Source organism: Azospirillum humicireducens, assembly GCF_001639105.2.
GTDB lineage: Bacteria > Pseudomonadota > Alphaproteobacteria > Azospirillales > Azospirillaceae > Azospirillum > Azospirillum humicireducens.
Genome location: NZ_CP028906.1, coordinates 553,605 through 580,053, shown reverse-complemented (window position 1 = coordinate 580,053; position 26,449 = coordinate 553,605). Strand labels below are relative to the sequence as shown.

The 26,449-nt window shown below is 68.9% G+C and carries 27 protein-coding genes and 1 riboswitch; of the genes, 15 read left to right on the top strand and 12 right to left on the bottom strand.

The window, feature by feature from the left end; genetic code table 11:
• Window positions 1-17: 17 nt before the first annotated feature.
• Window positions 18-1,481, bottom strand: a complete 1,464-nt coding sequence (locus tag A6A40_RS27130) for a flippase (protein WP_108548918.1) — start codon at window positions 1,479-1,481, stop codon at window positions 18-20.
• 132 nt (window positions 1,482-1,613) lie between these two features.
• Complete coding sequence (locus A6A40_RS27125) at window positions 1,614-3,770, bottom strand: GumC family protein (protein WP_236784075.1); 2,157 nt, start codon at window positions 3,768-3,770, stop codon at window positions 1,614-1,616.
• A 392-nt stretch (window positions 3,771-4,162) separates the two neighbouring features.
• Here A6A40_RS27125 and A6A40_RS27120 point away from each other — a divergent pair, with 392 nt between their 5' ends.
• The 3 genes from A6A40_RS27120 (at window position 4,163) to A6A40_RS27115 (ending at window position 5,454) form a co-directional block, all read left to right on the top strand.
• Window positions 4,163-4,870: a Crp/Fnr family transcriptional regulator gene (locus A6A40_RS27120; RefSeq protein WP_108548916.1), complete on the top strand. Its 708-nt coding sequence runs from the start codon at window positions 4,163-4,165 to the stop codon at window positions 4,868-4,870.
• Window positions 4,871-4,963: 93 nt separating this feature from the next.
• Window positions 4,964-5,140, top strand: a complete 177-nt coding sequence (locus tag A6A40_RS30840; RefSeq protein WP_158279380.1) for a hypothetical protein — start codon at window positions 4,964-4,966, stop codon at window positions 5,138-5,140.
• 125 nt (window positions 5,141-5,265) lie between these two features.
• Window positions 5,266-5,454 carry a YgaP family membrane protein gene (locus A6A40_RS27115; protein WP_236784074.1) on the top strand — a complete coding sequence of 63 codons (189 nt, stop codon included), beginning with the start codon at window positions 5,266-5,268 and terminating at the stop codon, window positions 5,452-5,454.
• Between the two features lie 79 nt (window positions 5,455-5,533).
• On the opposite strand, the gene A6A40_RS27110 is transcribed toward A6A40_RS27115, so the two are convergent.
• Complete coding sequence (locus A6A40_RS27110) at window positions 5,534-6,103, bottom strand: ActR/PrrA/RegA family redox response regulator transcription factor (protein ID WP_108548915.1); 570 nt, start codon at window positions 6,101-6,103, stop codon at window positions 5,534-5,536.
• Between the two features lie 36 nt (window positions 6,104-6,139).
• Complete coding sequence (locus tag A6A40_RS27105; RefSeq protein WP_108548914.1) at window positions 6,140-7,531, bottom strand: ActS/PrrB/RegB family redox-sensitive histidine kinase; 1,392 nt, start codon at window positions 7,529-7,531, stop codon at window positions 6,140-6,142.
• Window positions 7,532-7,609: 78 nt separating this feature from the next.
• Between A6A40_RS27105 and A6A40_RS27100 the strand changes: the two genes are divergently transcribed.
• From A6A40_RS27100 to tenA, 3 genes are read left to right on the top strand one after another with little or no spacing between them, the layout of a single operon-like run.
• Entirely contained in the window at window positions 7,610-8,419 is an 810-nt protein-coding gene (locus A6A40_RS27100) for an ABC transporter ATP-binding protein (protein WP_108548913.1), read from the top strand.
• Complete coding sequence (locus A6A40_RS27095) at window positions 8,406-9,257, top strand: ABC transporter permease (RefSeq protein ID WP_108548912.1); 852 nt, start codon at window positions 8,406-8,408, stop codon at window positions 9,255-9,257. The genes A6A40_RS27100 and A6A40_RS27095 overlap by 14 nt, the downstream gene beginning before the upstream one ends.
• A gap of 49 nt (window positions 9,258-9,306) precedes the next feature.
• Window positions 9,307-9,993: a thiaminase II gene (tenA, locus tag A6A40_RS27090; protein WP_108548911.1), complete on the top strand. Its 687-nt coding sequence runs from the start codon at window positions 9,307-9,309 to the stop codon at window positions 9,991-9,993.
• 33 nt (window positions 9,994-10,026) lie between these two features.
• Here the strand turns inward: tenA and A6A40_RS27085 are convergent, their stop codons facing one another.
• The 4 genes from A6A40_RS27085 to A6A40_RS27070 all read right to left on the bottom strand — a co-directional run bounded on the left by A6A40_RS27085 (window position 10,027) and on the right by A6A40_RS27070 (window position 14,439).
• Window positions 10,027-10,977 carry a lipid II:glycine glycyltransferase FemX gene (locus A6A40_RS27085; RefSeq protein ID WP_108548910.1) on the bottom strand — a complete coding sequence of 317 codons (951 nt, stop codon included), beginning with the start codon at window positions 10,975-10,977 and terminating at the stop codon, window positions 10,027-10,029.
• Window positions 10,978-11,041: 64 nt separating this feature from the next.
• Window positions 11,042-11,620: a manganese efflux pump MntP gene (locus tag A6A40_RS27080; protein WP_108548909.1), complete on the bottom strand. Its 579-nt coding sequence runs from the start codon at window positions 11,618-11,620 to the stop codon at window positions 11,042-11,044.
• A gap of 82 nt (window positions 11,621-11,702) precedes the next feature.
• Window positions 11,703-11,829, bottom strand: a riboswitch (yybP-ykoY riboswitch).
• 26 nt (window positions 11,830-11,855) lie between these two features.
• Window positions 11,856-13,202, bottom strand: coding sequence for a guanine deaminase (gene guaD, locus A6A40_RS27075; protein WP_108548908.1), 1,347 nt, complete (start codon window positions 13,200-13,202; stop codon window positions 11,856-11,858).
• 49 nt (window positions 13,203-13,251) lie between these two features.
• Complete coding sequence (locus A6A40_RS27070) at window positions 13,252-14,439, bottom strand: urate hydroxylase PuuD (protein ID WP_108548907.1); 1,188 nt, start codon at window positions 14,437-14,439, stop codon at window positions 13,252-13,254.
• Between the two features lie 623 nt (window positions 14,440-15,062).
• Between A6A40_RS27070 and A6A40_RS27060 the strand changes: the two genes are divergently transcribed.
• The 3 genes from A6A40_RS27060 (at window position 15,063) to A6A40_RS27050 (ending at window position 16,471) form a co-directional block, all read left to right on the top strand.
• Window positions 15,063-15,419 (top strand): Hpt domain-containing protein, encoded by a 357-nt coding sequence (locus A6A40_RS27060; RefSeq protein WP_236784073.1) that lies wholly within the window; start codon window positions 15,063-15,065, stop codon window positions 15,417-15,419.
• Between the two features lie 137 nt (window positions 15,420-15,556).
• Window positions 15,557-15,937, top strand: a complete 381-nt coding sequence (locus tag A6A40_RS27055) for a hypothetical protein (protein ID WP_108548906.1) — start codon at window positions 15,557-15,559, stop codon at window positions 15,935-15,937.
• A gap of 159 nt (window positions 15,938-16,096) precedes the next feature.
• Window positions 16,097-16,471, top strand: a complete 375-nt coding sequence (locus tag A6A40_RS27050) for a response regulator (RefSeq protein WP_108548905.1) — start codon at window positions 16,097-16,099, stop codon at window positions 16,469-16,471.
• Window positions 16,472-16,484: 13 nt separating this feature from the next.
• Here A6A40_RS27050 and A6A40_RS27045 read toward each other — a convergent pair whose 3' ends face one another.
• Window positions 16,485-17,687 (bottom strand): NnrS family protein, encoded by a 1,203-nt coding sequence (locus tag A6A40_RS27045; RefSeq protein WP_108548904.1) that lies wholly within the window; start codon window positions 17,685-17,687, stop codon window positions 16,485-16,487.
• A 133-nt stretch (window positions 17,688-17,820) separates the two neighbouring features.
• Between A6A40_RS27045 and A6A40_RS27040 the strand changes: the two genes are divergently transcribed.
• Complete coding sequence (locus A6A40_RS27040) at window positions 17,821-19,050, top strand: winged helix-turn-helix domain-containing protein (RefSeq protein ID WP_108548903.1); 1,230 nt, start codon at window positions 17,821-17,823, stop codon at window positions 19,048-19,050.
• A 144-nt stretch (window positions 19,051-19,194) separates the two neighbouring features.
• On the opposite strand, the gene A6A40_RS27035 is transcribed toward A6A40_RS27040, so the two are convergent.
• Window positions 19,195-19,674 (bottom strand): Lrp/AsnC family transcriptional regulator, encoded by a 480-nt coding sequence (locus A6A40_RS27035; protein ID WP_014189594.1) that lies wholly within the window; start codon window positions 19,672-19,674, stop codon window positions 19,195-19,197.
• Window positions 19,675-19,811: 137 nt separating this feature from the next.
• On the opposite strand from A6A40_RS27035, the gene A6A40_RS27030 reads away from it, so the two are divergent.
• The gene (locus tag A6A40_RS27030) at window positions 19,812-20,429 is read left to right on the top strand and encodes a DedA family protein (protein WP_167562535.1); all 618 of its coding nucleotides are present in this window, start codon (window positions 19,812-19,814) and stop codon (window positions 20,427-20,429) included.
• Window positions 20,430-20,550: 121 nt separating this feature from the next.
• A complete protein-coding gene (locus tag A6A40_RS27025; RefSeq protein WP_108548901.1) occupies window positions 20,551-21,240 on the top strand; it encodes an alpha/beta fold hydrolase in 690 nt (229 codons plus the stop codon).
• On the opposite strand, the gene A6A40_RS27020 is transcribed toward A6A40_RS27025, so the two are convergent.
• On the bottom strand, window positions 21,237-21,977 hold the full coding sequence (locus A6A40_RS27020) for an AraC family transcriptional regulator (protein WP_236784072.1): 741 nt from the start codon (window positions 21,975-21,977) through the stop codon (window positions 21,237-21,239). The genes A6A40_RS27025 and A6A40_RS27020 overlap by 4 nt on opposite strands.
• 184 nt (window positions 21,978-22,161) lie before the next feature.
• Here A6A40_RS27020 and yddG point away from each other — a divergent pair, with 184 nt between their 5' ends.
• Window positions 22,162-23,109, top strand: coding sequence for an aromatic amino acid exporter YddG (yddG, locus tag A6A40_RS27015; RefSeq protein WP_108549005.1), 948 nt, complete (start codon window positions 22,162-22,164; stop codon window positions 23,107-23,109).
• Here the strand turns inward: yddG and A6A40_RS27010 are convergent.
• A complete protein-coding gene (locus A6A40_RS27010) occupies window positions 23,106-24,473 on the bottom strand; it encodes a nucleobase:cation symporter-2 family protein (RefSeq protein WP_236784071.1) in 1,368 nt (455 codons plus the stop codon). The two genes, yddG and A6A40_RS27010, sit on opposite strands and share 4 nt — an antisense overlap.
• A 269-nt stretch (window positions 24,474-24,742) precedes the next feature.
• Between A6A40_RS27010 and A6A40_RS27005 the strand changes: the two genes are divergently transcribed.
• Window positions 24,743-25,081, top strand: coding sequence for an acyl carrier protein (locus A6A40_RS27005; protein ID WP_108548898.1), 339 nt, complete (start codon window positions 24,743-24,745; stop codon window positions 25,079-25,081).
• A gap of 1 nt (window position 25,082) precedes the next feature.
• Window positions 25,083-26,444, top strand: coding sequence for a GH1 family beta-glucosidase (locus tag A6A40_RS27000; protein WP_108548897.1), 1,362 nt, complete (start codon window positions 25,083-25,085; stop codon window positions 26,442-26,444).
• Window positions 26,445-26,449 lie beyond the last annotated feature (5 nt).

The following is a 26,449-nucleotide window of genomic DNA, read 5'->3' as shown; positions in this document are numbered from 1 at the left end:
CGTCACGCCCCCCTCCCTCATGCCGTGGCGCTGGTCAGCCGGCGCAGCCTCTTCGGGCGCACCAGACCGGTCAGGACCGACACCAGCGCATAGACCGCGACCATTGCCGCGCTGCCGGCGGCGAAATGCACCAGCGCCGGCATGCGGTCGAAGAACGGAGCGCCGACATGGGCCAGGGCGAAGGCCGTCGCAATGGCGGCACCGGCGCACAGCATCGCCCGCGCGGCGATACCGGCATACAGTTCGCCGACCGCCCGACGATGGATCCAGGCGATGGCGACGGTGGCGGCCAGTTCCGCGGTGAAGGTTGCCATCGCCGCGCCCTCGATGCCGTAGCGGGGGATCCACCAGATGTTCAGCAGGGCGTTCAGCGCGCCGCCCGACAGCATGGCGACCATGTAGCCGGTCTGCCGGTGCCACACGAGCAGCGGATTGCCCAGGATCATGTTGGCGTAGACCACCGCCGAGGCCAGCATCAGCAGCCGCAGCGCCAGCGTCGCCGGGGCGTAGGCGTCGCCGAACAGCGTGCCGAGGATGGACGGCGCCAGGGCGAAGCCACCGGCGATGACCAGCCCGCCGACCGCCAGCATGACCCCGGCATAGGCCCGCATCCGGTCGCGCATCGGCCCGATCTCGCCATAGGAAGCGGCCAGCTGCGGCAGGAAGGCGTTCATGACGATGTTGCCGACCAGATTGGCCAGGGTCTGGATCTTCACCGCCGCGCTGTACCAGCCGACCTCGGTGTGCGGAGCCAGGAAGCCCAGCATCACCACGTCGAGATGGGTGAAGATCGCCCAGGCGAAGACGCCGACCGCCATCGGCGCCGCCGCCGTCAGGATCTCGCGCCACACTGTCAGATCGATCCTCGGACGCAGCCTGCCGAAATCGCGGCGGAAACGGCCGATCATGATCAGCGCGTTGACGGTGATGGATCCGCCGGTGATGGCGGCCGCGGTGATGGCGTCCTCAGGGCCACGCACCAGGAGGAAGACGAGAAGCATGGAGCCGATCGAGGTCCCGATCTCCCGCGTGGCGATCACCCCCATCTTCTCCGTCGCCTGGTAAACAAAGTCGAGCACCAGGGCGTTCCCGAGCAACTGGACCGCCTGCACCAGAAGAACCGCCTTCACCTCCATCGGCTTGTCCAGCGACAGGATGAAGACTGCGTAGACGGCCCCCACGACCAGGGCCAGCACGGTGCGCAGCGTCAGCACATGCTCCGACAGTTCCGCTGCCCGGTCGCGATGGTCGTTCCGATCGCGGTCGCGCGCGATCTCGCGGATGGCGTAGGTGGACAGCCCCATGTTCACGAACAGGGCCGCATAGGCCATGAGCGACGTGCCGAACCCCAGAACGCCGAAGCTGTCCGGCCCCAGCACCCGCGCGGTCCAGGCGGCGGTGACCAGCCCGCTCGCCATCGTCGCCGCCTTCGCGGCGGCAAGGGCGCGGATGTTCCGGAAGATGCGGTGGCCAGCGGACATTCACAGGCTCTTTTGTGGTGGAAACACTTTTCGAGACGCAAGGCGGAACGGCCTCTCCCGCTCTCGGTCGGCCGATCGGACCGGCCTTCGACCGGCCGAGGGGCGGTCCGATTGCGGGAGAGGGGGCGTTCCTCAGTTCGCGTAGTAGCGGCGGTAGCCGTGATACCGGCCGCTGTCGGGGAACTCGTACTGGGCATGGCGCCGGGTATCGACCTGACTGAACAGGACGCCCACCACCTCGCCGCCGGCCTCGACCACTTCCTTCAGGCCGGCCATGGCGGTGCCGCGCTTGGTCAGGCCCCAGCGGACGATGAAGACGGTCTGGTCGGCGAGAGCCGCCAGCAGCTTGCCCTCCGACACCGCCAGGACCGGCGGCGAATCCAGCACCACGCGGTCGTAATTGACGGACAGGCGCGACAGCAGCTGGTGCATGCCGGACGAGCCCAGGGCATCCTGCGGCAGCGACCTGCCATGGCCGGCGGAGATGACGTGCAGGCCGGTGCGCGGATCGACCTGGATCGCGTCCTCCAGCGCCGCGGTGCCGGCCAGCACCTCCGACAGGCCAAGGGTGTTGGCCATGCCCAGCATCTCGTGCAGGCACTTCCGCCGGAGGTCGCAGTCGACCAGGATCGTCCGCTGGCCGGCGTTCGCGCAGGTGCGGGCGAAGGCCGCGGCGACCGAGCTCTTGCCCTCGCCCGGAACCGACGAGCTGAACAGGATCACCCGGTGCCGCCCGTCCGGATTGGCCAGCAGCAGCGAGGTGCGCAGGTTCTGCATCGATTCCGCAAAGGCGGAGACCGGCTTGTCGACCACATAGCTGGCGGGCGACCCGCCGAAGCGCGGAATGCGCGGCACGATGCCCAGGCTGCGCACGCCGGTCGCCAGCTCGAACTGGTGCGGGCTGCGGAAACCGCCGTCGGCCCGTTCGCGCAGCATGGCAAGAAGCACGCCCAGCGTGCCCGACGCCACCAGCGCCAGCAGCACGATCAGCTTGCGGTTGGGTTGCGACGGGTCGAGCGGGATCGACGCCTCCGACACCACGCGGGCATCGGGCTGGCGCATGTCGGTCTGTGCCGCGATCTGCTGCGAGCGGGTCAGCAGCGACTCGTACATCGCCTGCGCGGTGGTGGCGTCGCGTTCCAGGGTGCGCAGGCCGACGGTCGCCTGCTGCTGTTCGTTCTGCTTGGCCTCGGCCTGATCCAGGCTGGCCTTCAGCCCTTGCTCGCGGCCCTTCGCCAGTTCCACCTCGTTGCTGAGGTTGGAGACGATCTTGCCGACATCGGACTTGATCTGGCCTTGCAGGTCGCGCAGCTGGCTCTGCAGGGCCTGCAGCATCGGGTGCCTGTTGCCGTAGCGGTTGGTGGCGTCGGCGATCTGCCGCTGCAGATCGACCTCGCGCTCGCGGAGCGCCTGGATCAGCGGGGATCCCAGCACGTCGCCGACCGCAGAGGCGCCGCGCGGCGAATTGGCCATCGCGGTGACGTCGCGCAGCTTGGTCTCGGCCTCCTGCCGCTTGGTGCGGGCCAGGATATAGTCGGCGTTCAGCTGGCTCAGCTGCTGGCCGACCACGGTGCTTTCATTGACCGACGAGGTGGTCAGGCCATGCTGGGTCCGGTACTTCTCCACCGCGTCGCCGGTTGTCTGCGCTTCCCGCCGCAGGTCGGCCAGCCGTTCCTCCAGCCATTGGGTGGCGCGCTTGGACGCCTTGAACTTCTCGTCGAGCTGATCGACCAGATAGAGGTCGGCCATGGTGTTGGCGATCAGCGAGGCCTTGCGCGGGTCCTCGCTGTCGAAGCTGACGGCGATGACGTAGGAGCGTCCCTGCGGCCGGACCGACGTGTTGTCGAGCACCTCGTTGACCACCGAGGTCAGATGGTTGCGCTCGATCTCCTCGGGCGACAGCGGCACGGCGCCGGTCTGCTTCCAGCTGTCGGGAATCCAGTTGCGCGGGTTCAGCGCCGCCACCCATCCCGGCGGCGGCGGCCGCAGCGAGGCGTTGAATTCCGGATCGTTCATCAGCTTGAGTTTCGCCACCACCTTCTCGGCGAAGGCCGGCGACTTCAGGATCGCGACCTCGCTCTGCAGGGCGCTGATGTCGGGCGTCATGTCGGAGACCACGCCTTCGAAATTGAGGACGGTGTTCTTGCGGTGCTCGACCATGATCAGGGTCTCGGCCGTGTAGAGCGGCGTCATCCGGAACGCGGCAAGCACCGCCAGTCCGGTGCCGACCACGATCACCGTGCCGATCAGCAGCTTGTGCCGCCGCAGCAGCCCGGTGGTCCGGCGCACCGCGCTGGCGGCGCTGGCCGACAGATCGTAGGAGATACCGGGGGAGACGGAACCTGGACCCCGCCGAGACTCAGGGTTATTGCGTCGGGGTTGTTCCTGAAGTTCCTGGGTGGCCAAGGGGTCCTCCTCGCGTAACGACCGAATGCGCGGCCATAGGACCGTCCGATTGTCCGATCCGCCTCTTCGGACAGCGGCTGCTGTCCGGCGGGCAGGCTCGGCGGTTCGTCCGATTGGCTGAAACGCAGTGTTAGTCCAGCCGTTGCATCGGCCATCCAGTGCATGCGGCGAGCAATGGGCGCGCAGTGGGTAGCCTTCCTGACCCTGTTGCGCTGCGGTATGGACCGCAGGGACGGGGCGGAGGATAATGGGGGGTACTCGGAAGGACAGGGTCCATGACGAACGAACGGGCGGGCGAACGGGCAGGCTGGGCCGCGCTGATCCCCACGCTCTTCCCCAGGCTGGCAGGGCTCGAACCGGACCAGGCCGCCTTTCTTGGCAACGCCGGCCGGCGGGTGAACGTTCCGCGCGGAACCGTGCTGTTCCGTGCCGGCGACCGGTGTCACACCTTCATGATGGTGCTGGATGGCACCGTCCGGGTGCAGATGGCGTCGGAAACCGGGCGGGAGATCGTTCTGTACCGCGTCTCCCGCGGCGAGACCTGCATCGTCACCACCGCTTGCCTGCTGACCGACAATCCCTACAGCGCCGAGGCGGTTGCCGAAACCGACATCGACGCGGTGGCGGTGGCGGCCGGCCCATTTCACGATCTGGTGGCCCGCTCCGCCGCCTTCCGCGACTTCGTCTTCGCCTCCTTCGGCAACCGGCTGACTGGCATGATGATGCTGATCGAGGAGGTCGCCTTCGGACGCGTCGATCTGCGCCTCGCCCGCTTCCTGGCGGACCGCCGCGATGGTGCCGGCGGGCTGGACATCACGCATCAGACGCTGGCGGTGGAACTGGGAACCGTGCGCGAAGTGGTGAGCCGCCAGTTGAAGGAGTTCGAGCGCCGCGGTTTCGTGGCGCTGTCGCGGGGCCGCATCCAGGTGCTCGATGCGGCGGCCCTGCTGGATTTGAGTCGATCGACAAACTATGACTTATGACATACGATCACCACACCATACGCATAAATACTGATACCGTTTATCTGGTGAATGGCATAGGATTTAGTCGGTCTTTAGTCGGAGAAATCCATCATGCCGCACCGTCAGGCAACTGCGACCGCTTGCGTCATCCGACAAATCCGCAATCTCAGCCGTGAAAGCCATGACCTGCATGCACGGGAAACCTTGCTGCGGGTCGAGCGCAGAATGATCGAAATGCTGGAAGACTGGATGGTTCCGGGACAGTCGGACTCCAAACCGCTTTCCTGAGCAGAACCGGCACTCATTCATTGATCTCCGGCAGTGTGACTCCGTCACAGACCGAAAGCGGCACCGGGCATACACCGGAGGCATCATTGTCTGAAAGGGCAGGTGCCGCCATGAATTGCCGCAATATGGGCCCGGTTGATCGCGCGCTGCGCGCCATCGTCGGGCTGATCCTGATCTCGCTGACCGTCGTCGGGCCTCAGACCCTGTGGGGACTGGTCGGGCTGGTGCCGCTGCTGACGGCGGTCGTCGGCTTCTGCCCGGCCTACACGCTGCTGGGCATCAAGACCTGCCGCACGGAGGACCGCACCGCCTGACGGGCGCACCCGCCGGACATGCGAACGGCCCGCCAAACATGGCGGGCCGTTCGCATGTTCTCCCGGACCTTCGCGGCGCTCAGGCGCGCGGGGCGTGCTTGTTCAGGATGCGCTGCAGGGTGCGGCGATGCATCTTCAGGCGGCGCGCGGTCTCCGAGACGTTGCGGTCGCACTGTTCGAAGACGCGCTGGATATGCTCCCACCGCACGCGGTCGGCCGACATCGGGTTCTCCGGCGGCTGGGGCAGCGGACGGCCGTCGGCCAGCAGGGCCGACTCGACGGCGTCGGCGTCGGCGGGCTTGGGCAGGTAATCGACCGCGCCGGCCTTCACCGCCGCGACGGCGGTGGCGATGTTGCCATAGCCGGTCAGCATGACGACGCGGGCGTCGGGGCGGGCGTCGCGCAGGGCGGACACCACGTCCAGCCCGTTGCCGTCGGCCAGCCGCAGGTCGACCACCGCGAAGGCTGGTGCGGATTCCTGCGCCACCTCGATGCCGAGCTGCACGCAATCGACCGCGACGACGTTGAAGCCGCGCTTCTCCATGGCACGGGCCAGCCGTGTGCGGAAGGGGGCGTCGTCGTCGACGATCAAGAGGCTGCGGGTGACATCGCCAGTGAATGTCAGTTTGACGGCATCGCCCGACAGCATGTCATCGGTTGTTTTGAGGGTGTCCACCGTGAAACCTCATTTCTTGGCGTTGATGGTCTTCCAGCGCACGGAAATCCGCGCACCCGTTCCGCCCAGAGTGGAATGCCCGCGGGCGGCCTGGTCAGCGGGCGGGGTGCCGGCCGGCGGGTTGTTGGTGTAGCGCACCGTCGCGCCGGTCTTTTCCAGCAGCGTCTGCGCGATGAAGATGCCCAGGCCCATATGCCCGCCGCCCGTCTGCCCCTTGTGGCCGGAGCGTTCGCCCCGCACCGACAGGTACGGTTCGCCGATGCGGCCCAGCAGGTGGGACGGAAAGCCCGGACCGTCGTCCATCACGGTGATGGTGATGCCGCGGCCGTCCCAGGCGGCGGCGACCGTCACCTTGTGGCGGGCGAACTGGTGGGCGTTCTGGATGAAGTTGCCGATGCCATGGATGATCTCCGGGCTGCGGCGCAGGAAGGGCTCCTCCGCGTCGCCGACCGGATGCGGCTCCACGACGAAGTCGATGTGGCCCAGCCGGTGCGGCGCCGCAGCGGCCTCGATCAGCGTGGTCAGCGGCAGCCGTTCGAACGGATCGCCGCCGTCGGCCTCGGGCTTGCGCGCCAGATCGGCGAGGATTTCGCGGCAGCGCATCACCTGACTCTGCAGAAGCTCGACATCCTCGCCATAGGGGCTGTCGGGCGGCAGGTCGCGCGCCAGCTCCTTCGCCACCACGGCAATGGTTCCCAGCGGCGAGCCCAGCTCATGCGCGGCAGCGGCGGCGAGCGCACCCAGGGCACCGAGACGCTGTTCGCGGGCAAGCGCCACCTGCGAGGCGGCAAGCGCGTCGGCGAAGCGCCGCGCCTCGGCGGCAACGCGGAAGACATAGCCGGCGATGAAGACCGACGACACCGACAGCGACAGCCAAACGCCGAAGGCATAGAGCGGCGCCATGGAGCGCACCGGCTCCTCCCACGGCAGCGGGAAGTGCCAGAGGGCGAGCGCGGTCAGGCAGATCAGATTCAGCCCGGTCAGCAGCACCGTGCTGTAGCGCGACAGGATGGCGGCACCCACCGTCATCGGCGCCAGCAGCAGGATGGCGAAGGGGTTGCTCAGGCCGCCGGTCAGATAGAGCAGCAGCGTCAGCTGCAGCATGTCGTAGCTGAGATACAGCGCGGCGTCGCGGTCGGCCAGCCGCAGCCGGCCGCCCTGCTGCGCCATCGCCACCACATTCAGCAGGGCCGACGCGCTGATGGCGGCCAGGACCGGCCCCAGCGGCAGCGGGAAGCCCAGCCCCAGGCTGACGAATCCGACCGCCGCCAGCTGCCCGATCACCGCGACCCAGCGGATCAGGATCAGCGTGCGCAGCGTGATGCGGCCGTCGGGCTGCGCCCATTGCGCCGGTGCGGCGGCCGGAACCGGGACGGGAAATACGCTGGCGAGCGTCACCATGATCCATACCCCTGGCCCGCATGCCCGTTGTCCGCATGCCCCTGGCGGTTGCGGCTCCTGCCGCCATATTGTGTGCCCATGACCGAGCGAACCATTCCACAGCATCCGCCCGCGATCCGGGTGGTTGGGTTGACCAAGCGCTTCCCCACGCCCGGCGGCGGGGAGGTGACGGCGGTCGACGCCATCGACTTCACCGTACCGCGCGGCAGCGTGACCGGCCTTCTGGGCGGCAACGGCGCGGGCAAGACGACGACCATCTCGATGCTGCTGGGGCTGCTGCTGCCGACGGCCGGGACGGTGGAGATCCTGGGCGTCGACATGGCGCGCCATCGGCATGCCGTGCTTCCGCGCATGAACTTCTCCTCCCCTTACGTCGAGCTGCCCCATCGGCTGACGGTGCGGGAGAACCTTACCGTCTATGCCCACCTCTACGGTTTGACATGCGTCAAAAAGCGCGTCCGGGAATTGTCCGAGCATCTTGACCTGACGCGTTTTCTCGATCGCCCCTCCGGCGGGCTGTCGGCGGGGCAGAAAACCCGCGTGGCGCTGGCCAAGGCGCTGCTGAACGATCCGGAGCTTCTGCTGCTGGACGAGCCGACCGCATCGCTCGACCCCGACACCGCCGACTGGATCCGCACATATCTGGAGCGCTACCGCGCCCGCACCGGCGCCACCATCCTGCTCGCCTCCCACAACATGCTGGAGGTGGAGCGGCTGTGCGACGGCGTGCTGATGATGCGGCAGGGGCGGATCGTCGACCGCGGCGCCCCGTCCGCCCTGCTCGCCCGCTATGGCCGCCAGACGCTGGAGGAGGTGTTCCTGGACATCGCCCGCGCGTCCGACGGCGCAACGCTCCTGGCCGGGGAGGCCGCCGATGCCGCCGAATGACGCGACCGCTTCCCCGCCGATCCCGCGGGCCGACTTCTCGCTGCGCCGGGTCGGCGCCATGGTCCTGCGCTACTGGTATCTGCTGCGCGGGTCCTGGCCGCGCATCCTGGAGCTGGCCTATTGGCCGACCATGCAGATGATCCTGTGGGGCTACATCAACCAGTTCATGGCCTCATCCAGCGGCGGCGGCAGCGGCTGGGTGGCGCAGGGGGCCGGCGTGCTGGTCAGCGCCGTGCTGCTGTGGGACGTTCTGTTCCGCGGCCAGCTCGGCGTTTCCATCTCCTTCCTGGAGGAGATGTGGTCGCGCAACCTGGGCCATCTGTTCGTCAGCCCCTTGCGCCCCGGCGAATGGGTGACGGCGCTGATGACCATGAGCCTGCTGCGCACCCTGATCGGCGTGCTGCCGGCGGCGGCGCTGGCGATCCCCTTCTTCGGCTATTCGGTCTTCGCGCTGGGCCTGCCGCTGGCCGCTTTCTTCGCCAACCTGATCGTGCTGGGCTGGTCGCTGGGGCTGCTGATCGTGGCGCTGATCCTGCGCTACGGCATGGGGGCGGAGGGGCTGGCCTGGATCGTCGTCTTCATGCTGGCCCCGGTCAGCGCCGTCTATTACCCGGTCTCGGTGCTGCCGGCCTGGCTGCAACCGGTGGCGCTGGCCCTGCCGTCGGCCCATGTGTTCGAGGGCATGCGGGCGCTGGTGTTCGAGGGTGCCCTGCGCTGGGACCATCTGGCCTGGGCGGTCGGGCTGAACGCGCTCTACATGGCGGCCGGCATTGCGGTGTTCCTCTACGCCTTCCGCCAGGCGCGGGTGCGCGGAGCGTTGCTGCAAACCGGCGAATGATCGCTAAACTGGGCAACCGAAACCGTCAGCGACACCGGAGACCGCAGTCATGACCGCCCCCGCTTCCCGCCCCGACCTGTTCGACCGGCTCGTCGCCGAGTCCCGGCCGGACTGGTCGGCCTATGTCGACCACGCCTTCGTGCGCGGGATGGGCGACGGGACGCTGCCGCAGGCCTGTTTCCGCCATTATCTGGTGCAGGATTACCTGTTCCTGATCCATTTCGCCCGCGCCTATGCGCTCGCCATCTACAAGGGCCGTGACCTGCGCGAAATGCGGGCGTCGCTGGGCGGGCTGAAGGCGATCCTGGACATGGAGATGGACCTGCATGTCGGCCTGTGCGCCGGTTGGGGCCTGTCCGCCGCCGAACTGGAGCAGGCGCCGGAGTCCAAGGCGACCATGGCCTACACCCGCTATGTGCTGGAAACCGGACTGCGCGGCGACCTGCTGGATCTGCATGTGGCGCTCAGCCCCTGCGTCATCGGCTATGCCGAGATCGGCCGGCGGCTGGCCGGGTTGCCCGGCGCTCTGGACGATGCCAACCCCTACCGCGTCTGGATCGCGGAATATGCCGGAGAGCCCTATCAGGAGGTGGCGCGGGCGGCACGGGAGAATTTGGACCGGCTGGCGGCCGACGGGATGACGGAGGCGCGCTTCCCGCGGCTGCTGACGGTGTTCCGGCAGGCCTGCCGGCTGGAGGCGGATTTCTGGGAAATGGGAATGACGCTGGCGGGGTGAGGGTGGCGTATGGGGGGAGCGCGTCGGCCGCCGTCAGCGGTACAGGCCGACCGTCTCCACCTTTTCCCCGCCCAGGCCGAGCTTGAATTCGGTGACGCCCGGCGCATCGTCAGGGTTGATGCCGCCGAGATCGAGCGTGGTGACGCCACGAGTCTTCAACTCTGCGATGGCCCGCCACAGCACGAGCCGCATGGCGTTGCTCTTGCGCCCGGTCTCGCTCGACCAGCCGATCTGATAGGTCGCCGCCTGCCCATGGATGAACAGCAGCGCCGCCGCCGCCGGTTCCTTTCCGGCAAGCGCCGTGATCATCAGCACGCCGCCGGCCTTGTGCATTGCATTGCGCAGCCGGACGATCAGTGGCCCAGAGGCGCTGCGGTATCCCTTGCTCTGCGCCTGCTTCTGGTCCTGGCGGGCCAACCACGGGAGGTTCTGCGCCGCCGGATCGACGTCGAGAACCAGCCCGGCCGCTTCGGCGGCTTTCAAACCCTTGCGCCATGAGCCGGCGAAACGGGCTCGGATCGCCTCCAGATTCGGCGACAGGTCGATCCAGACCGTCTGGTAGCCGGGGCCGATGCGGCGGAAGCCGCAACGCTCCAGCACCCCCGCCATCTCCGGCGTGGCCGGCAGCTCGGGCAGGAAACTGACGCGGCTGAAGAGATGGTTGGGGTATTCGCGCCGCAGCAGCCTGAACGCGGCCTCGGCGACATCCGGGGACGGCGTGTCGCCGAACCACAGGGGCCCGCGGTGGATATGGGTCTGACGGAACAGCTTCAGCGCACGGCGCTGCAGCACCTGCACCAGCCCGATCGGCTGCCCCACGTAGTGGATCAGGCCCAGGCGCGGGACATAGCCATGCGTCTTCGCCATCGCGCTCGCATAGCCGAAGCTCTGCGGCAGGGTCGAGCACGGGATCGCGGCGTAATGCCGGCCCCATTCGCCGACGGTGCCCTCGTTCCACAGGATGGTGACGGCGGGAGAGGTCATGGCAGAAGGTCCGTCAGCGCTCGGGCCGCAGCGGAGGATCGTGGAGGAGAGCGGTCGCGGCGTCTCACCCCAGCGTATGCTCCAGCAGGATCTTGGCCCCCAGCCCGATCAGCACCACACCGCCGGCCATCTCCGCCCAACGCCCCAGATGCGCACCGGCGGCTCGCCCGATCAGCACCCCGCCGAACGCCACCGCAAAGGTCACGGCACCGATCAGGGCCGAGGTCGTCACCATGTCCACATCGACCAGCGCCAGACCCGCCCCCACGGCGGCGGCGTCGATGCTGGTGGCGACGGCGGTGGTCAGCAGGGCCAGCCATTCGGACCGCCCGCTGCGCACCGGGCCGCAATCCTCCGCGCCCTCATCCTCGCCGCCCATGATGGCGTTGCGCAGCATCGCGCCGCCGACCGCAAGCAACAGACCGAAGGCGATCCAATGATCGACCGATTCGACGAGGCTGGCGAAGGCGATGCCGACGCCCCAGCCGACCAGCGGCATCGCGAACTGGCAGGCGCCGAACGCCGCACCCACGCGCACCGCCTCGGGCAGGCCGGCACGGCGCGAGCAGGCACCGCGGCCAAGCGCCGCGGCGAAGGAATCCATGGACAGGCTGAAGGCGAGCGCGAGGGACGTGGCGATCATGGCTATTCCCGGGCCAGACAACTCAGTGGAACCGGACGGACTCCGGCTGGCCGCGGAGATGCCCGATCCACTGGTCTCGCCGGGTCGGCACTCTGGCCGCCGTGCGCGCCATGGCGGAAACGGCCGGAGGCCGGAACCATCCAAGTCTGTTGACGCGAACCCCGCCCGGTCGAATCGCCGGCGGGTGGCTACTCCCCAATGATGGCGAAAGTCGTACAGGGGCCGGCTGCCGGGGTCAAGCGCCCGATTGCCGCAGATGCGAATTGCGGCCGCGCAGATAGGTTGCGGCCACCGACCGGTCGTCGCCCAGCGTCACCTGGATGAACAGCTCCTCCTCCAGGTCGCCGTCGACCGCGTTCATGCGATGTCGCATAGCCGGCGTGGCGGCGGGGTCGAGCACGACGAGGTCGGCCCAGCGGCCGGGCTCCAAGCTGCCGATCTCGTCGGCCATGCCCAGCGCCTCGGCATTGCCGCGGGTCATCCAGTGCAAGGCAGCGAGCGCCGGCAGGTTCCGGCGCCGCAGCTGCAAGACCTTGTAGGCTTCCGCCGCGGTGCGCAGCATCGAATAGCTGGTGCCGCCGCCGACATCGGTGGCGATGGCGGTGCGCACCGGCCGCTGCGGCTTCGACAAGGCGTCGAGGTCGAACAGGCCGCTGCCGATGAACAGGTTGCTGGTCGGGCAGAAGACGGCGACCGACCTGCTGTCCGACAGCCGGCCCATCTCCGCCTCCGAAAGATGGATGCAGTGGCCGAACAGCGAGGTCGGCCCCAGCAGACCGAATCGGTCGTAGACATCGGTGTAGTCGCGGGCGCCGGGGAACAGGCGGCGCACCTCGGCGATCTCGTCGGTATTCTCGGACAGGTGGGTCTGCATGTGGACGCCGGGATGCTCGCGCAGCAGCGCGCCCGCCGCCTCAAGCTGCGCCTCGGTCGAGGTGATGGCGAAGCGCGGGGTGACGGCATAGCGCTGCCGCCCGCGACCGTGCCAGCGGCCGATCAGATCCTTGCTGTCGCGGTAACTGCTCTCCGCCGTGTCGGTCAGGGCGGGCGGGGCATGGCGGTCCATCATCACCTTGCCGGCGATCAGCCCGGCGCCGCGCGATTCCGCCTCGGCGAACAGGGCGTCGACCGACTGCGGGTGGACCGAGCCGTAGACCACCGCCGTGGTCGTGCCGTTGCGCAGAAGCTCGTCCATGAAGAAGGCGGCGTTGGCGGCGGCGTGGGCCGGATCGGCGAAGCGCTGCTCCTCGATGAAGGTGTATGTCTCCAGCCAGTCGAGCAGCTGGGCGCCATAGGAGGCGATGACCTGGGTCTGCGGGAAATGGATGTGGGTGTCGATGAAGCCCGGCAGCACCAGCTTGCCGCTGTGGTCGTCGACCGTCACCCCCTCCGGAACCCGGCTGCGCAGAGCGGTCCAATCCCCGAGCTCCAGGATCCGCCCGTCGGCCCCGACCAGCAGCAACCCGTCCTCGTGATGGCGCACGGCATCGAGGTCGCCCGGCCCGGCCGGGGCGCGGTGGAAGCTGAGCAGGCGTCCGCGGATGGCGGCGGACACCGGGGGGACGATGGACTGGTCGGGCATGGGGCTCCGGTTCGCGTCGAAAGCAAAGGGGAAAGGCTGTGAGGGAGAGTTACTTAATGTCCCCGGACCAGGCCGCCAACACCGCACGTTCCTGGGGCGTCATTCCGGTGATGTTGGCGGGGGGCATGGCGCTGCTGAACCCGGCCTGCAGGCGGATCTGCCCGGCATGGCGGCGGATGCCGTCGCCCTCCAGAATCACGCCGCGCGGCGGGGTGGCGATGCCGTCCCATACCGGCTGGGCGGCGTGGCACATGCTGCAGCGGGTGGCGACGATCTCCTCCACCTGGGCATAGCCGACCCCGGCCGGCGCAGCGGCGGCCGTGCCCATCGTCGCCGGGCCGAAGGTGCTGAGCCAGACGCAGGCCAGCATGCCGGCGGCGGCCACCCCCCAGGTCCACCAGGGAGTCGGCTTGCCGGCATGGCGGCTGTTGAAGAAGTGGCGGATCGCGGTGCCGACCACCAGCACCAGCGCCACCATCACCCAGTTGTAGCGGGTGGAGCTGACCAGCGGATAATGGTTGGACAGCATCAGGAAGACGACCGGCAGCGTCAGGTAATTGTTGTGCAGCGACCGCTGCTTTCCCTTCTTGCCCAGCGCCGGATCCGGCGTCTCGCCGCGCAGCAGGGCGGCCACCGTCCTGCGCTGGTTGGGGATGATGATCATGAAGACGTTGCAGGCCATCATGGTCGCCATCAGCGCGCCGACCTGCAGCATGGCGCCGCGTCCGCTGAAGATCTTCGTCATGCCCCAGGCGGTCGCCACCAGCAGCACGAAACCGGCGGCCGCGAGCGCCCTGTCGTTGCGGCCCAGCGGCGACTTGCACATCAGGTCATAGGCGACCCAGCCCGCCACCAGCGCCGCGACGCTGATCGCCACCGCCTGCCAGTGACCGAGCGCCATCACGTCCTGGTCGATCAGGAACAGGTCGGCGCCGCGGTAATACAGCACGCACATCAGGAAGAAGCCGCTGAGCCACGTCGCATAGGATTCCCATTTGAACCAGGTCAGCTCCTCCGGCAGCTGCGGCGGGGCGACCATGTATTTGGTCATGTGGTAGAAGCCGCCGCCATGGATCTGCCAGGCATCGCCCGCCGTCCCGGCCGGTGCGCCCGCGCGGCGGCGCAGCGAGGCGTCGAGATGGATGAAGTAGAAGGACGATCCGATCCAGGCGATGGCGGTGATGACGTGCAGCCATCGCGCCAGGGCGTTGATCCACTCCCACAGGATGGGCTCCATCACACGCGCGCTCCTTCCGGTCAGGGTCCGGGACTGGACACTCCGGCGCGGAGTCTACGGCGAGTGAGCGGGTGCGGAAAACCTTGCTCCTGTCCCAACAGCTTCAAAAAATGGCGAAAGATCGGAGATCGGCACCGCACCGCCTGCGATGGCGATGGCGATGGCGATGGAAGAAGATGCTCCCGACCGGCCCATGGCACTTCACCCGCCAGTTCGGCCGGTACGGGAAGCTCCTCCCCCTCCTCGCGGCGGAGCATCCAGACCAGCCAGCGTTCGGTATGGATCAGGAGGCGCCGGGTTTCCACGCTGTCGCAGCTGCGGCTGTGTTCACGCAACAGGCGGATGGCGCGGCAAATGGCGGATCGAGGGTCGGCGGATCGTTCCGGCACGGCGGCTTCCCTGGTGGGCGATGAGGTTCATCGACACATAGCGGACCAAACCGCAACCAAAGCGTGATCTTTCTTGGCCCAACGCCTGCCGCAGCCGGCCCGGTCCAGCCCTGTCCGCCTGCGCTTGCCCCTATCTGCAGCATTTATCCAATGTTATATCTTCCGGCATAGTTCCTGGGTCGGAACGCTGCCGCCCCCACGGCCGTCTGCCAACCCGCTGCCCCGGAGGTTGCGATGACCGACATGCCCAACGCCCAGGATGCCGACCTCCTCGACGAGGAACAGGTCTCCCTCCTGCTGGAGGTGCTGACCGCCGAGGACTGGAGCGCTTCGCTGGACGGTTTCACCGACAACGGCCGCAAGACCATCGACAGCATGATCGCCCAGGCCCGCGCCGGGGAACCGCACAACCGCACGGCACACACGCTGAAGGGCACCTCGCTGAATCTCGGCGCGGCGGCGCTCGGCCGGCTGGCGAAGGAGCTGGAACAGGCACCCGCCACCTCGGTCCTGGTGCAGGCGGAGCGGCTCTACGACCTGCTTGACCGCTCGCTGGGCGCCTTGCGCGCCCGCAAGCCCCAGGGCGCCTGAATGAGCGACTGAACGGATGGGCGGACGGCAGGGCCGGCACCGACAGGCAGTCCCGCCTCCCACGTTCGGACAGGTATGCGCGGCACAAAAGTCTTCCTGCGGCGTTGTCCATCCGGGACCACGACCAGAGAGGCGACATGAGCGAGCTTGCGGACGATCTCGACCGGACGGACGGCCTGCGGACCGAAAAGGTGCGCGCGTCGGTGCAGGCCCCCCTGACGGCAGCCGGCTTCAAGCCCATGGAGCTGGGAGACGGTTGCCATGCCTGGTATCGGCGTTCCGATGACGGCACCCATGCGCTGATCTCGCACAACAATGCGCTGGACGGCGACCCGGCGGTCAGGGACTGGATCGTCGGCCAGTATGGCGAACGCGGCGGCTTCGTCGAGGTCGGCGGCCTGCCGCTGTCCCGCGCACTGGAGGGGGCGGACGTTCTGCCGTCGCCGGTGCGGCCGGACGGGTCCGTGGTGGAGGCGCTCTATCCGTCCCTGCAACAGGCGCTTGATGATCTGGGGTGATAGTCCAACCGCAGCTTGCGATGGCCCAATGGGCGATGACCAAGGTCGGGATGGACAAGCGGACGGCCGAACGGAAAAGCTCACGCCGGTTGCCGCGCGGGATTTCGGTCCCCATGTCCGGCTTGACCATCGCCCAGACCAGCAGCGAGCCGCCTGTCCATGGAAGCCGACCAGCCCAAGCCCTTGCGCATCCTGCTCGTGGAAGACGAGCCGCTGGTGGCCATGGCCATCGAGGATTCGCTGGAAGTCCAGAATGTCGGCGTCGTCGGCCCGGCCGGCACGGTGGCCGAGGCGCTCGACCTGATCGCCGAGGGGGGGATCGATGCGGCCCTGCTCGATGTCTCGCTGCGCGGGGAGCGCGTCGACAGCGTCGCCGACGCGCTGAGCGCCCAGGGGATCCCTTTCGTCTTCACCACCGGCCATGGCGCCGCCGGCCTGCCGAAGGGCCACCAGGACCGCCCCGTCCTGACCAAGCCCTTCCGCGAGATCGAGATGACCGACGCCATCGACCGCTATTTCCGCGGCCGCGCCTGACGGCTGATCGGCCTCAACCGGGACGGCCGTCGGCGCGGGGCGCCAGCAGGACGGGGGCGTAGGCGGCCAGATACAGGGTGAAGGCGGCGACCCAGCCATAGCCCGACCATTGCAGCGCCGCCCACACCCACTCCACCGGCAGCATCGGCGAGACGGTGCGGGCGACCGCCGCGACCGTCAGCAGCACATAGGCGGCGACCGTCAGCCGCGACACCGCCAGCGGACGGCCGGTGTGCCCCAGCGAGGCGCGGCTCATCACCGCCAGGATCAGCGTGGCGAAGGCGCCGACCGTCAGCGCATGGGTTCCCGCCGCGGCCGGCACGTCGGCAAGCGCATGCAGCCCGCGCAGCAGCAGCGCCACCGGCACCCACAGATAGCCGACATGCAGGATCCACAGGATCGGCGACCGCCAGGCCTTCCAGCCCTGCCAGCCGGCCAGCCGCACCGTGTGGGCCACCGCGGCGGCAAGCGCGATCAGCCCCGCGACCGCGGATTCGGGCGCCACCATCGCCACCGGGATCAGCGCCAGCGTCAGCACGAGGGTCGCCCGCTCCACCAGCGGCCATGAGCGCACGCCAAGCCCGGCGCGGCCCAGCCCGTTGCGGGTGAAGGCCGGCAGGATGCGCCCGCCGATCACCGTCACCATCATCAGCACGATGCCGAGGCCGAGCGCGAATCCGGCCTCCGCGCCGCCGTCCAGCAGGCCGAGCCATTCCAGATGGATCAGCAGGTTGGCAGCGGTCAGCAGCCCCAGCAGGATCAGGAAGGCGCTGTTCCGCCACTTGCCGGCGGCCACCAGCGGCCGGGCGAGCGCCACGCCCAGCCCCGGCAGGAAAGCGATATCGATCACCGCCGCCACCGGTTCCGGCACTCCCGCCCAGGGGAACACGGCGACGCGGCCGGCCATCCACAGGGCTGCGAGCGCCATCAGCGGCGCGCCGGCCACCGCCTTGGTGCCGGTCCAGCTCGGCACGGCGGTCAGCAGGAAGCCGGCGACGGCGGCGACCACCATACCGAACAGCATCTCATGCGCATGCCAGGCACTGGCGGCGGCGGCATGCTGCGGCCACTCCCCCGTCACCAGAACGCCCAGCCACGCAGCGAGCATCCCGACGGCGGCCACGCCGCTGAACAGGAAGAAGAAGCGGAAGCCATATTGGAACAGGATCGGGATCGCGGGACCGTCGTCGCGGCCGGCAAGACTGGGTGAGGACATGAACGGGGACTCCCCAAAACGGGTGCTGCAATGCAGGATTGACCGCCAGCGTGAGCCCCGCGCCCCGTCCCTGCCTTGACGAAAATCAAACGCATTTGCAAGCTCGTCCCCCGTCTCTTTTGCGTTCAGGCCGATGCCCCGTCCCGACAGCCTGTCCCTGCGTGAAGCCCGCCGCGTCGCCATAGCGGCACAGGGCTTCGCCAATGGCGCCTCCGATGCAGAATCCAAGGCCGCGACGGTGGAGTCGCGCCATGCCCGGCGCATGATCGGCCGGCTGGGGCTGGTCCAGATCGATTCGGTCAATGTGCTGGTGCGCTCCCATTACCTGCCGCTCTTCTCGCGGCTGGGGCCGTACGAGGCGGCGCTGCTCGACCGTCTGGCCTATGGCGGCAAGCGCCGGGCGCTGTTCGAATATTGGGGCCACGAGGCCTCGCTGATCCCGGTGGAGCAGCAGCCGCTGTTCCGCTGGCGCATGGCGCGGGCCAAGCGCGGCGAAGGGATCTATGGCGAACTCGCCCGCTTCGCCGTCGAGCGCCGCGCCTACATCGACTCCGTGCTGGCGGAGGTCGCCGCGCGCGGACCGATGGGGGCGTCGGAGCTCAGCGGGGCCGGGCGCGGGGCCGGCGGCTGGTGGGGGTGGAGCGACGGCAAGCGGGCGCTGGAATACCTGTTCTGGGCCGGCCTCGTCACCACCGCCGGGCGGCGGGGTTTCGAGCGGCTCTACGATCTGCCGGAACGGGTGCTGCCCGCCGCCATCCTCGACACCCCGACGCCGGAGGAGGCCGAGGCCCAGCGCGCCCTGCTGCGCATCGCCGCCCGTGCCCATGGCGTGGCCACCGAACGCGACCTGCGCGACTACCACCGGCTGGATGTCGCCGACGCCCGGCTGCGCATCGCCGAGCTGGTGGAGTCCGGAGACCTGATCCCGGTGACGGTGGAAGGCTGGGACCGCACCGCCTACGTCACCCCGGACCTGCGCATCCCCCGCAAGGCCCCTGCCCGCGCCCTGCTCTCCCCCTTCGATTCGCTGATCTGGGAGCGGCAGCGCACCGAACGCCTGTTCGGCGCCCGCATCCGGCTGGAGATCTACACCCCCGCCCACAAGCGGGAGCATGGCTACTACGTGCTGCCCTTCCTGATGGACGAGCGCATCGCCGCCCGCGTCGACCTGAAATCCGACCGCAAGGCCTGCACCCTGCTGGTCCAGGCCGCCCACACCGAACCCCACGCCAACCCCGAGGCCGTCGCCCCGCCCCTGGCGGCGGAACTGCGCCGGATGGCCGGATGGCTGGGGCTGGAGCGCGTGACCGTCTGCGGCGGAGGCGATCTGACGCCGGCTTTGGCGGGGGCTTTGGAGAGCTGACAGGCCTTCTNTGGATCCCCGCCTTCGCGGGGATGACGCAAAGTTCCTGTTGTTCCAGAGACTTAATGTCGCTCCAAGATCTGTGCATACCGTAGCCCGGAGGCGGGGATGACGGCCGGGAGAAGTCCTGGCATTCGCGACCCATCACTCCAGATGATCCAGCGGCAGCCGGGTCTCGAACTTGACCTCCTTCAGGGTCACGCTCGATTTGACGTGCGACACGGCGGGAATGGAGAAGATGCGTTCGCTGAGGAAACGGCCGTAATCCTCGGTGGTCGGCACGACGATGCGCAGCAGATAGTCGGCATCGCCGGTGACGGCGAAGCATTCCAGCACCTGCGGCATGCCGGCGATGGCGGTCTCGAACTGTTCGACCGCATTCTCCTTGTGGCGTTCCAGCGTGACATGGGCGAAGACGCATTCGCCGAGCCCCAGCTTGCGCGGGTCGAGCTGAACCGTGTAGCGGCGGATGACGCCGATATCCTCCATCGACCGCACCCGGCGCCAGCAGGGGGAGGCCGACAGGCCGACGGTGTCGCCCAACTCCTGCATGGTCAGGCGGGCATTCTCCTGCAGGGCCGCCAGAATTCCCTTCTCATGCCGGTCGAGCTTGATCGTCGCCATTCCGTCTCTCTTCAATCCGCACCGGGAACCATCATCTAGGGGAACATATGCCGGGCGGGCGGCGACTGCGAGTCCCCCCGGCGCAACCAATCGGCCCGTCCGGTGTTCTCCGGTCGGGCAGACACAGGAGGATGGGTGTGTTCGACTGGATCGTGAGGATGGTGGAGCAGACCGGTTATCTCGGCGTGGCGCTGCTGATGTTCGCGGAGAACCTGTTTCCGCCGATTCCATCGGAGCTGATCCTGCCGCTGGCCGGCTTCACCGCCGCGCGAGGGGACATGAGCCTGCCCCTGGTGGTCGCCGCCGGCACGGCCGGCGCGCTGGCGGGCGCGCTGTTCTGGTACGTCATCGGCCGTTGGGTCGGCAGCGACCGGCTGAAGCACTGGGCCGAACGCCATGGCCGCTGGCTGACCATCGCCCCGGACGAGGTGGACCGGGCAAGCGCCCATTTCCGCGAGCATGGCGGGCGGGCGGTGCTGATCGGCCGGATGATCCCGGCGGTGCGCACGCTGATCTCGATCCCCGCCGGCGTCTCCGGAATGGCGATTGCCCCCTTCCTTCTCTACACCGCCCTCGGCACCGTGATCTGGACGACCTTCCTCACCACCGCCGGCTATCTGCTGGAGGACCGCTATCAGCAGGTCGCCGGCTGGCTGAACCCGGTGTCCAACATCGTCGCGGTGGGCATCGCCCTCTGGTACGCCTACCGCGTCGCCACCTTCGGCCGGCGCACCGCCCGTCAGCCGGCCGAGTAGCGGCGCCGGGTTTCAGCCCAGAGGAATTCCATCAAGAGGAAAACTCCCCCTCCCCGGCTGGACGCCGCCGCAGCCCGCATGCTCTCCCTGCCGGGTCCGACCGCCAGCGGGAGCATCGCCCATGAGTTCCACCCCGACAATCATCCTCGTCCACGGCGCCTTCGCCGACGGCTCCTCCTGGGGCCGGGTGATCCCCCGCCTGCAGGCGGAAGGGCTGGCGGCGGTCGCGGTGCAGAACCCGCTGGTCTCGCTCGACGACGATGCCGCCCATGTCCAGCGCGCCATCGACCGGACGAAGGGGCCGGTGCTGCTGGTCGGCCATTCCTGGGGCGGGGCGGTCATCACCCAGATCGGCGATCAGGAGCGGGTGAAGGCGCTGGTCTATGTCGCCGCCTTCGCCCCCGACACCGGACAGTCGCCGAACGACACGCTGAAGCCCTTCCCGCCATCGGCCGGCCTGTCCGGCGTCTCGGTCGACAGGGGCCGTTTCCTGACCCTGACGCCGGAAGGCATGGCCCGCAACTTCGCCCAGGATCTGGCCGCGGAGGAGGCCGCCCTGCTGGCCGCGACCCAGGGGCCGGTGGCCGCCGCCTGCTTCGCCACCAGGGTTTCCGCCGCCGCCTGGAAGGCCAAGCCCGCCTGGTACATCGTCGCCACCCAGGACCGCATGCTGCCGCCGGACTTCCTGCGCGCCACCGCCGGGCGCATCGGCGCCCGCACCGTCGAGGTCGAGAGCGGCCACGCCCCCCACCTGTCGCGCCCCGACGCAGTAGCGGCGGTGATCGTCGAGGCGGCGCGCTCCGCCACCTAACCGCCGTTCCGCAGTGCCCCCGGCGTGGTCCCGCGCCGGCGGCGCAGGCTGCGGGTCAGGGCGCTCTGGTCGGAGAATCCCACCGCCACCGCCACCTCCGCCAAGGGCAGTTGGCCGGCACGCAGCAGCGCCTCCGCCCGGTCCAGCCGCAGCTCGGCCAGCCGGCGGGCCGGGGTGGTGCCGGTCTGCGCCCGGAAGCGCTCATGGAACCGGCTGGGCGCCAGCCCGACCGCAGCAGCCAGCTCCGCCACCGTCAACGGCTCCTCGCAGCGCTCCGCCATCAGGGCCAGGGCGCGCTCCACCGGGTCGTCCGGCACGGCGGGGGTGGGACGGCGCGACTCCAGGGCGCGGAGCAGCAGCCCGGCGGCATGATGCGCCTGCACCGGGTCGAGCGGCCGGTCGGCCGCCTCCGCCGCCAGATAGCGCACCAGGCCGTCCAGCGCCGTGTCGATGGCGAAGAAGGCGTCGCAGGCATGCACCGCGGCCTCCGGCACCAGCCCGCCGGCCGGCACGTCCAGCACGACGAAGCGGTTGGTCCCGGCGCTGCGGAAACTGTGCGGCATCCCGTCCGCCACCAGCACGCCGCGCCCGTCGCCCACCCGCCCCTGGGCTCCGCCGACCTCCATGTCGAGGGTCCCGGCGATGGGCAGGACGATCTGGTGATGATCATGCGCGTGCCGCCGTTCGAACCCGTCGTAACTGCGGGTGCTGACGCTCGGCCGATGCGGGGACGCCACGCCGTCGGACTCCTGGGGAACGGGTTGGAGCGGCCATGCTACGCCGTCAGCCCCGGAGCGTACAGGCACACATAGGATCCCTTCCGCCGGAGAACCGGTCAATCCCGGCCGGAGCCCCGGTCAAGACAGCGTGCCGTTCACCGGCTATGGTCGCCCGATCCACGCCAACCGACCGATCCCCATCATGCCCGCCTCAACCGCCGCCCGCCCCGCCCTGCCCGACCGCCGTGCCGTCAACCGCGCGACGCTGGTCGGCTTCATCGCCATCCTGCTGTGGGCGACGCTGGCCCCGCTGGCGACGCTGGCCTCGATGGTGCCGCCGTTCCAGCTGGTGGCGACCTCCTTCCTGCTGGCCTTCCTGGTCGGCAGTTGCTGGACGGCGCTGCGCGGCGACAACCCCTTGCGCTATTTCCGCCAGCCGCCGGCCGCCTGGGCGCTGGGGGTGGGGGGGCTGTTCGGCTTCCACTTCCTCTATTTCATGGCGCTGCAGGCGGCGCCGCCGGTCGAGGCCAACCTGATCAACTACCTGTGGCCGCTGCTGATCGTGCTGTTCTCGGCATTGCTGCCGGGGGAGCGGCTGCGGGCGTGGCATGTCGGCGGCGCCATCGCCGGGCTGGCGGGAACCGCGCTGCTGATCGTCCGCGGCGGAAGCGGCGGCCTGGGCGGCGCTCTCTCAATCGATCCGGCGCATCTGCCGGGGTATGCCGCGGCCCTGGGCAGCGCCGTCACCTGGGCTGGCTACTCGGTGTTGCGCCGCCGGCTGGGCCAGATCGGCGAGGCGCCGACCGATGCCGTCAGCGCCTTCTGCCTCGTCACCGCACTCCTGTCGCTGCTCTGCCATCTGGCGCTGGAACAGACGGTGTGGCCGGAGACCGCCGCCGGTTGGGGAGCGATGCTTCTGCTGGGGCTGGGTCCGGTGGGGGCGGCCTTCTTCGTCTGGGATTACGGCGTGCGCCACGGCGACATCCGGGCGCTGGGGGCGCTGTCCTATCTGGCGCCGCTGCTGTCCACCCTGCTGCTGGTGCTGTTCGGCCTCGCCGCCAATTCGGCGATCATCTGGGTGTCCTGCGCCCTGATCGCCGGCGGCTCGCTGCTGGCCAGCAAGGACCTGCTGCGGCGGAAGTCCTCTTAGGCCTCCGCCCCCTGCGCCGCCGTGGCGACGTCGTGGCGGGCGCGGTCGCCGGTCGCCAGACCGTTGAAGTACCAGTTCAACGCCACCGCCGTCAGGGTGCCCAGCAGGATGCCGCTGTGCAGCAGCGGCGACAGGAAGGCCGGCATCTGCGAGAAGAACTTGTCCGACACCAGCGGGATCAGCCCGACGCCGACGCTGACCGCCACGACGATCAGGTTCTCGCGCCGGTTGGCGTAGTCGACCTGCGACAGGATCCGCACGCCGGTCGCCGCCACCATGCCGAACATCACCAGCCCGGCGCCGCCCAGCACGAAGGCCGGCACCGACGCCACCACATGGGCCAGCTTCGGCAGCAGCCCCAGCAGAAGCAGGATCAGCCCGCCCGCCGCGCAGACCCAGCGGCTGCGCACGCCCGTCACCCCGACCAGCCCGACATTCTGCGAGAAGGACGTATAGGGAAAGGTGTTGAAGACGCCGCCGATCAGCGTGCCCAGCCCGTCGGTGCGCAGGCCGCGGACCAGGTCCTCCTGCGTCACCGGGCGGCCGACCATGTCGCCGACGGCCAGGAACATGCCGGTCGACTCGATCATCACCACGATCATCACCAGCGACATGGTCAGGATGGCGATGGGGTCGAACACCGGCAGGCCGAACTGGAAGGGCTGGACCAGCGCCACCCAGGGCGCCTCGGCCAGACCGCTGAAATTGACCATGCCCAGCGCCATCGCCAGCACCATCCCGGCCACCAGCCCCAGCAGAACCGCGACATTGCGGACGAATCCGCGGCCATGCTTCATCAGGGCCAGGATCGTCACCAGCACGAAGGCGGCCACGCCCAGGAAGGCCGGATCGCCGAAGCGCGGGTTGCCCACCCCGCCGCCGGCCCAGCCCACCCCGACCCGCATCAGCGAGATGCCGATGATGGCGATGACGCTGCCGGTCACCACCGGGGGGAACAAAGGCAGCAGCCGGCCGACCAGCGGCGCCGCCACCATGGCGAAGACGCCGGATCCGATCACCGCGCCATAGATACCCAGGAGCCCCAGCGACGGGTTGGCCGCCATCGCCACCATCGGCCCGACGGCAGCGAAGGTGACGCCCATCATGATCGGCAGCCGGATGCCGAACCGCCAGACCCCCACCGCCTGGATCAGCGTGACCACGCCGCAGGCGAAGAGATCGGCGTTGATCAGCATGGCGATCTGGTCCTTGGGCAGCTTCAGCGCCCCGCCGATGATCAGCGGCACCGCAACGGCCCCGGCATACATCACCAGCACATGCTGCAGCCCCAGCGCCAGCAGCCGCCAGGGCGGCAGCACCTCGTCGACGGGATGGGCGGCTGTTCTGTCGGTGGCGCGTGTCATGGCGCAAGCCTCGCTGTCCTGTTGTGCTGCATCGCGATGCATGGGGCGTGCCGCGTCGCCGCCCCCGAATTTTTTGGCATCTCCCGGACGCTCCTGCACAGTTCCTGAGCAGAAGCGTCCGGGAGATGCCCGCACAGGTGGCAAAAAACCACGCAGCTTTTTTGCCGCGTCGGGTGGAGACCGCAATGGAGGCTGCGATATTCTTTAACGAACGGTGGGTAGAGTCGCTGTCGCCTACCCCTTTCGCGCAACCCGGACAGAGCGTCGCGATGAGCAAGTCGATCGAAGGTGTATCCAACTGGATGCACATGTTCCGTTGGATCGTGAAGCTGATCCGCGACGAATACGGGGTGGACGAAGCTCTGCTGACCCGGAATGCGACGCTGGAAACCGACATCCAGCTGTCGATCGACCAGATCGAGCAGGTTCTGGAATACATCTCCGAGAGCTTCGACATCCGTTTCCCCGAAGGGACGCTGGACGAACTGGTGAAGCTGGAGGAGCTTTGCCTGTTGGCGAGCTGGATCAAGGGCTATTACAAACGCCCAGAGTTCATTTCCGACGAGTTCGAGAGCCGCTGCCGCGGCATCAACCAGATCGCAGCCTGAGATGACAGATCCGACCTCCCCCTATCCGCCCGGCCCCTATCCGCCCGGATTCGTCTGGGGCGTCTCCACCTCCGCCTACCAGATCGAAGGCGCGGCGGCCAAGGACGGGCGCGGCGCCAGCATCTGGGATATCCGCTGCCGCACCCAGGGCGGGGTGGTGAACGGCGACACCGGCGACGTCGCCTGCGACCATTACCACCGGATGCCGGAGGATGTGGCGCTGATGAAGGGGCTGGGCGTCGATGCCTACCGCTTCTCGGTGTCCTGGCCGCGGGTGCTGCCGCGCGGCAAGGGGGCGGTGAATGAAGCCGGGTTGGACTTCTACGACCGGCTGATCGACCGGCTGCTGGAGGCGGGGATCGAGCCCTGGCTGTGCCTCTATCACTGGGACCTGCCGCAGGCGCTGCAGGATCTGGGCGGCTGGTCGGCCCGCGACTGCGCCGGCTGGTATGCCGACTATGCCGCACTCTGCGCCCGGCGCTACGGCGACCGGGTGAAGCGCTGGATCACCTTCAACGAGTTCTCGGTCTTCACCCTGTTCGGCTATGCGATTCCCTGGGCGGCGCCGGGAATCGTCGACCGGGCGCAGCATCTGCGCGCCATCCACCACGTCAACCTCGCCCATGGCGCCGGGGTGGACGTGCTGCGCGCTCTGGTGCCGGGCGCCTCCATCGGCGCGATCCACAATCGTCAGGTCGTGATTCCCGAGACCGACACGCCGGAGAACCGCGCCGCGGCGGCGCTGCTGGACGAGCATTGGAACCTCGTCTTCTGCGACCCGCAGATCCTCGGCCATTATCCGCCGCAGACCGCCGCCGCCATCGAACCCTATGTGCAGCCCGGCGACATGGCGCGCATCGCCCGGCCAGTGGACTGGTTCGGACTGAACCATTACGGCCCGATCTTCGCCAAGGCCGATCCGGCCCGGACCTGGGGCTACGGCTGGGGCGACGCGCCGCCCGATTCGCCGACCCACGGCGTCGGCTGGGCGATCTTCCCCGACGCTTTCCGGGACGAGTTGCTGACCATCCAGCGCCGCTACCGCCTGCCCATCGTGGTGACGGAGAACGGTTGCGGCGGCAGCGACACCGTCAGCCCCGACGGCGCCGTCCACGACCCGCACCGCATCAACTATCTGACCATCTACAACGCCGCGATGCGCGATGCGATGGCCCAGGGTGCCGACGTTCAGGGATATTTCGTCTGGTCGCTGCTGGATAATTTCGAATGGGGCAGCGGCTATGGCCAACGCTTCGGCATCGTCCATGTCGACTTCCAGACCCTGGCCCGCAGTCCGAAGGACTCGGCGCGCTGGTACGCGGACCTGATCCGGTCGGCGAAGGCTCAGGGCCGGCTTCCATAAGGTCC

Excerpts from the sequence above, each read along its gene's own strand:
- A6A40_RS27130 (WP_108548918.1), bottom strand. The coding sequence starts at position 1,481 with ATGTCCGCTGGCCACCGCATCTTCCGGAACATCCGCGCCCTTGCCGCC.
- A6A40_RS27120 (WP_108548916.1), top strand. The coding sequence starts at position 4,163 with ATGACGAACGAACGGGCGGGCGAACGGGCAGGCTGGGCCGCGCTGATC.
- A6A40_RS30840 (WP_158279380.1), top strand. The coding sequence starts at position 4,964 with ATGCCGCACCGTCAGGCAACTGCGACCGCTTGCGTCATCCGACAAATC.
- A6A40_RS27115 (WP_236784074.1), top strand. The coding sequence starts at position 5,266 with ATGGGCCCGGTTGATCGCGCGCTGCGCGCCATCGTCGGGCTGATCCTG.
- A6A40_RS27110 (WP_108548915.1), bottom strand. The coding sequence starts at position 6,103 with ATGCTGTCGGGCGATGCCGTCAAACTGACATTCACTGGCGATGTCACC.
- A6A40_RS27105 (WP_108548914.1), bottom strand. The coding sequence starts at position 7,531 with ATGGTGACGCTCGCCAGCGTATTTCCCGTCCCGGTTCCGGCCGCCGCA.
- A6A40_RS27100 (WP_108548913.1), top strand. The coding sequence starts at position 7,610 with ATGACCGAGCGAACCATTCCACAGCATCCGCCCGCGATCCGGGTGGTT.
- A6A40_RS27095 (WP_108548912.1), top strand. The coding sequence starts at position 8,406 with ATGCCGCCGAATGACGCGACCGCTTCCCCGCCGATCCCGCGGGCCGAC.
- tenA (WP_108548911.1), top strand. The coding sequence starts at position 9,307 with ATGACCGCCCCCGCTTCCCGCCCCGACCTGTTCGACCGGCTCGTCGCC.
- A6A40_RS27085 (WP_108548910.1), bottom strand. The coding sequence starts at position 10,977 with ATGACCTCTCCCGCCGTCACCATCCTGTGGAACGAGGGCACCGTCGGC.
- A6A40_RS27080 (WP_108548909.1), bottom strand. The coding sequence starts at position 11,620 with ATGATCGCCACGTCCCTCGCGCTCGCCTTCAGCCTGTCCATGGATTCC.
- guaD (WP_108548908.1), bottom strand. The coding sequence starts at position 13,202 with ATGCCCGACCAGTCCATCGTCCCCCCGGTGTCCGCCGCCATCCGCGGA.
- A6A40_RS27070 (WP_108548907.1), bottom strand. The coding sequence starts at position 14,439 with ATGGAGCCCATCCTGTGGGAGTGGATCAACGCCCTGGCGCGATGGCTG.
- A6A40_RS27060 (WP_236784073.1), top strand. The coding sequence starts at position 15,063 with ATGACCGACATGCCCAACGCCCAGGATGCCGACCTCCTCGACGAGGAA.
- A6A40_RS27055 (WP_108548906.1), top strand. The coding sequence starts at position 15,557 with ATGAGCGAGCTTGCGGACGATCTCGACCGGACGGACGGCCTGCGGACC.
- A6A40_RS27050 (WP_108548905.1), top strand. The coding sequence starts at position 16,097 with ATGGAAGCCGACCAGCCCAAGCCCTTGCGCATCCTGCTCGTGGAAGAC.
- A6A40_RS27045 (WP_108548904.1), bottom strand. The coding sequence starts at position 17,687 with ATGTCCTCACCCAGTCTTGCCGGCCGCGACGACGGTCCCGCGATCCCG.
- A6A40_RS27040 (WP_108548903.1), top strand. The coding sequence starts at position 17,821 with ATGCCCCGTCCCGACAGCCTGTCCCTGCGTGAAGCCCGCCGCGTCGCC.
- A6A40_RS27035 (WP_014189594.1), bottom strand. The coding sequence starts at position 19,674 with ATGGCGACGATCAAGCTCGACCGGCATGAGAAGGGAATTCTGGCGGCC.
- A6A40_RS27025 (WP_108548901.1), top strand. The coding sequence starts at position 20,551 with ATGAGTTCCACCCCGACAATCATCCTCGTCCACGGCGCCTTCGCCGAC.
- yddG (WP_108549005.1), top strand. The coding sequence starts at position 22,162 with ATGCCCGCCTCAACCGCCGCCCGCCCCGCCCTGCCCGACCGCCGTGCC.
- A6A40_RS27010 (WP_236784071.1), bottom strand. The coding sequence starts at position 24,473 with ATGACACGCGCCACCGACAGAACAGCCGCCCATCCCGTCGACGAGGTG.
- A6A40_RS27005 (WP_108548898.1), top strand. The coding sequence starts at position 24,743 with ATGAGCAAGTCGATCGAAGGTGTATCCAACTGGATGCACATGTTCCGT.
- A6A40_RS27000 (WP_108548897.1), top strand. The coding sequence starts at position 25,083 with ATGACAGATCCGACCTCCCCCTATCCGCCCGGCCCCTATCCGCCCGGA.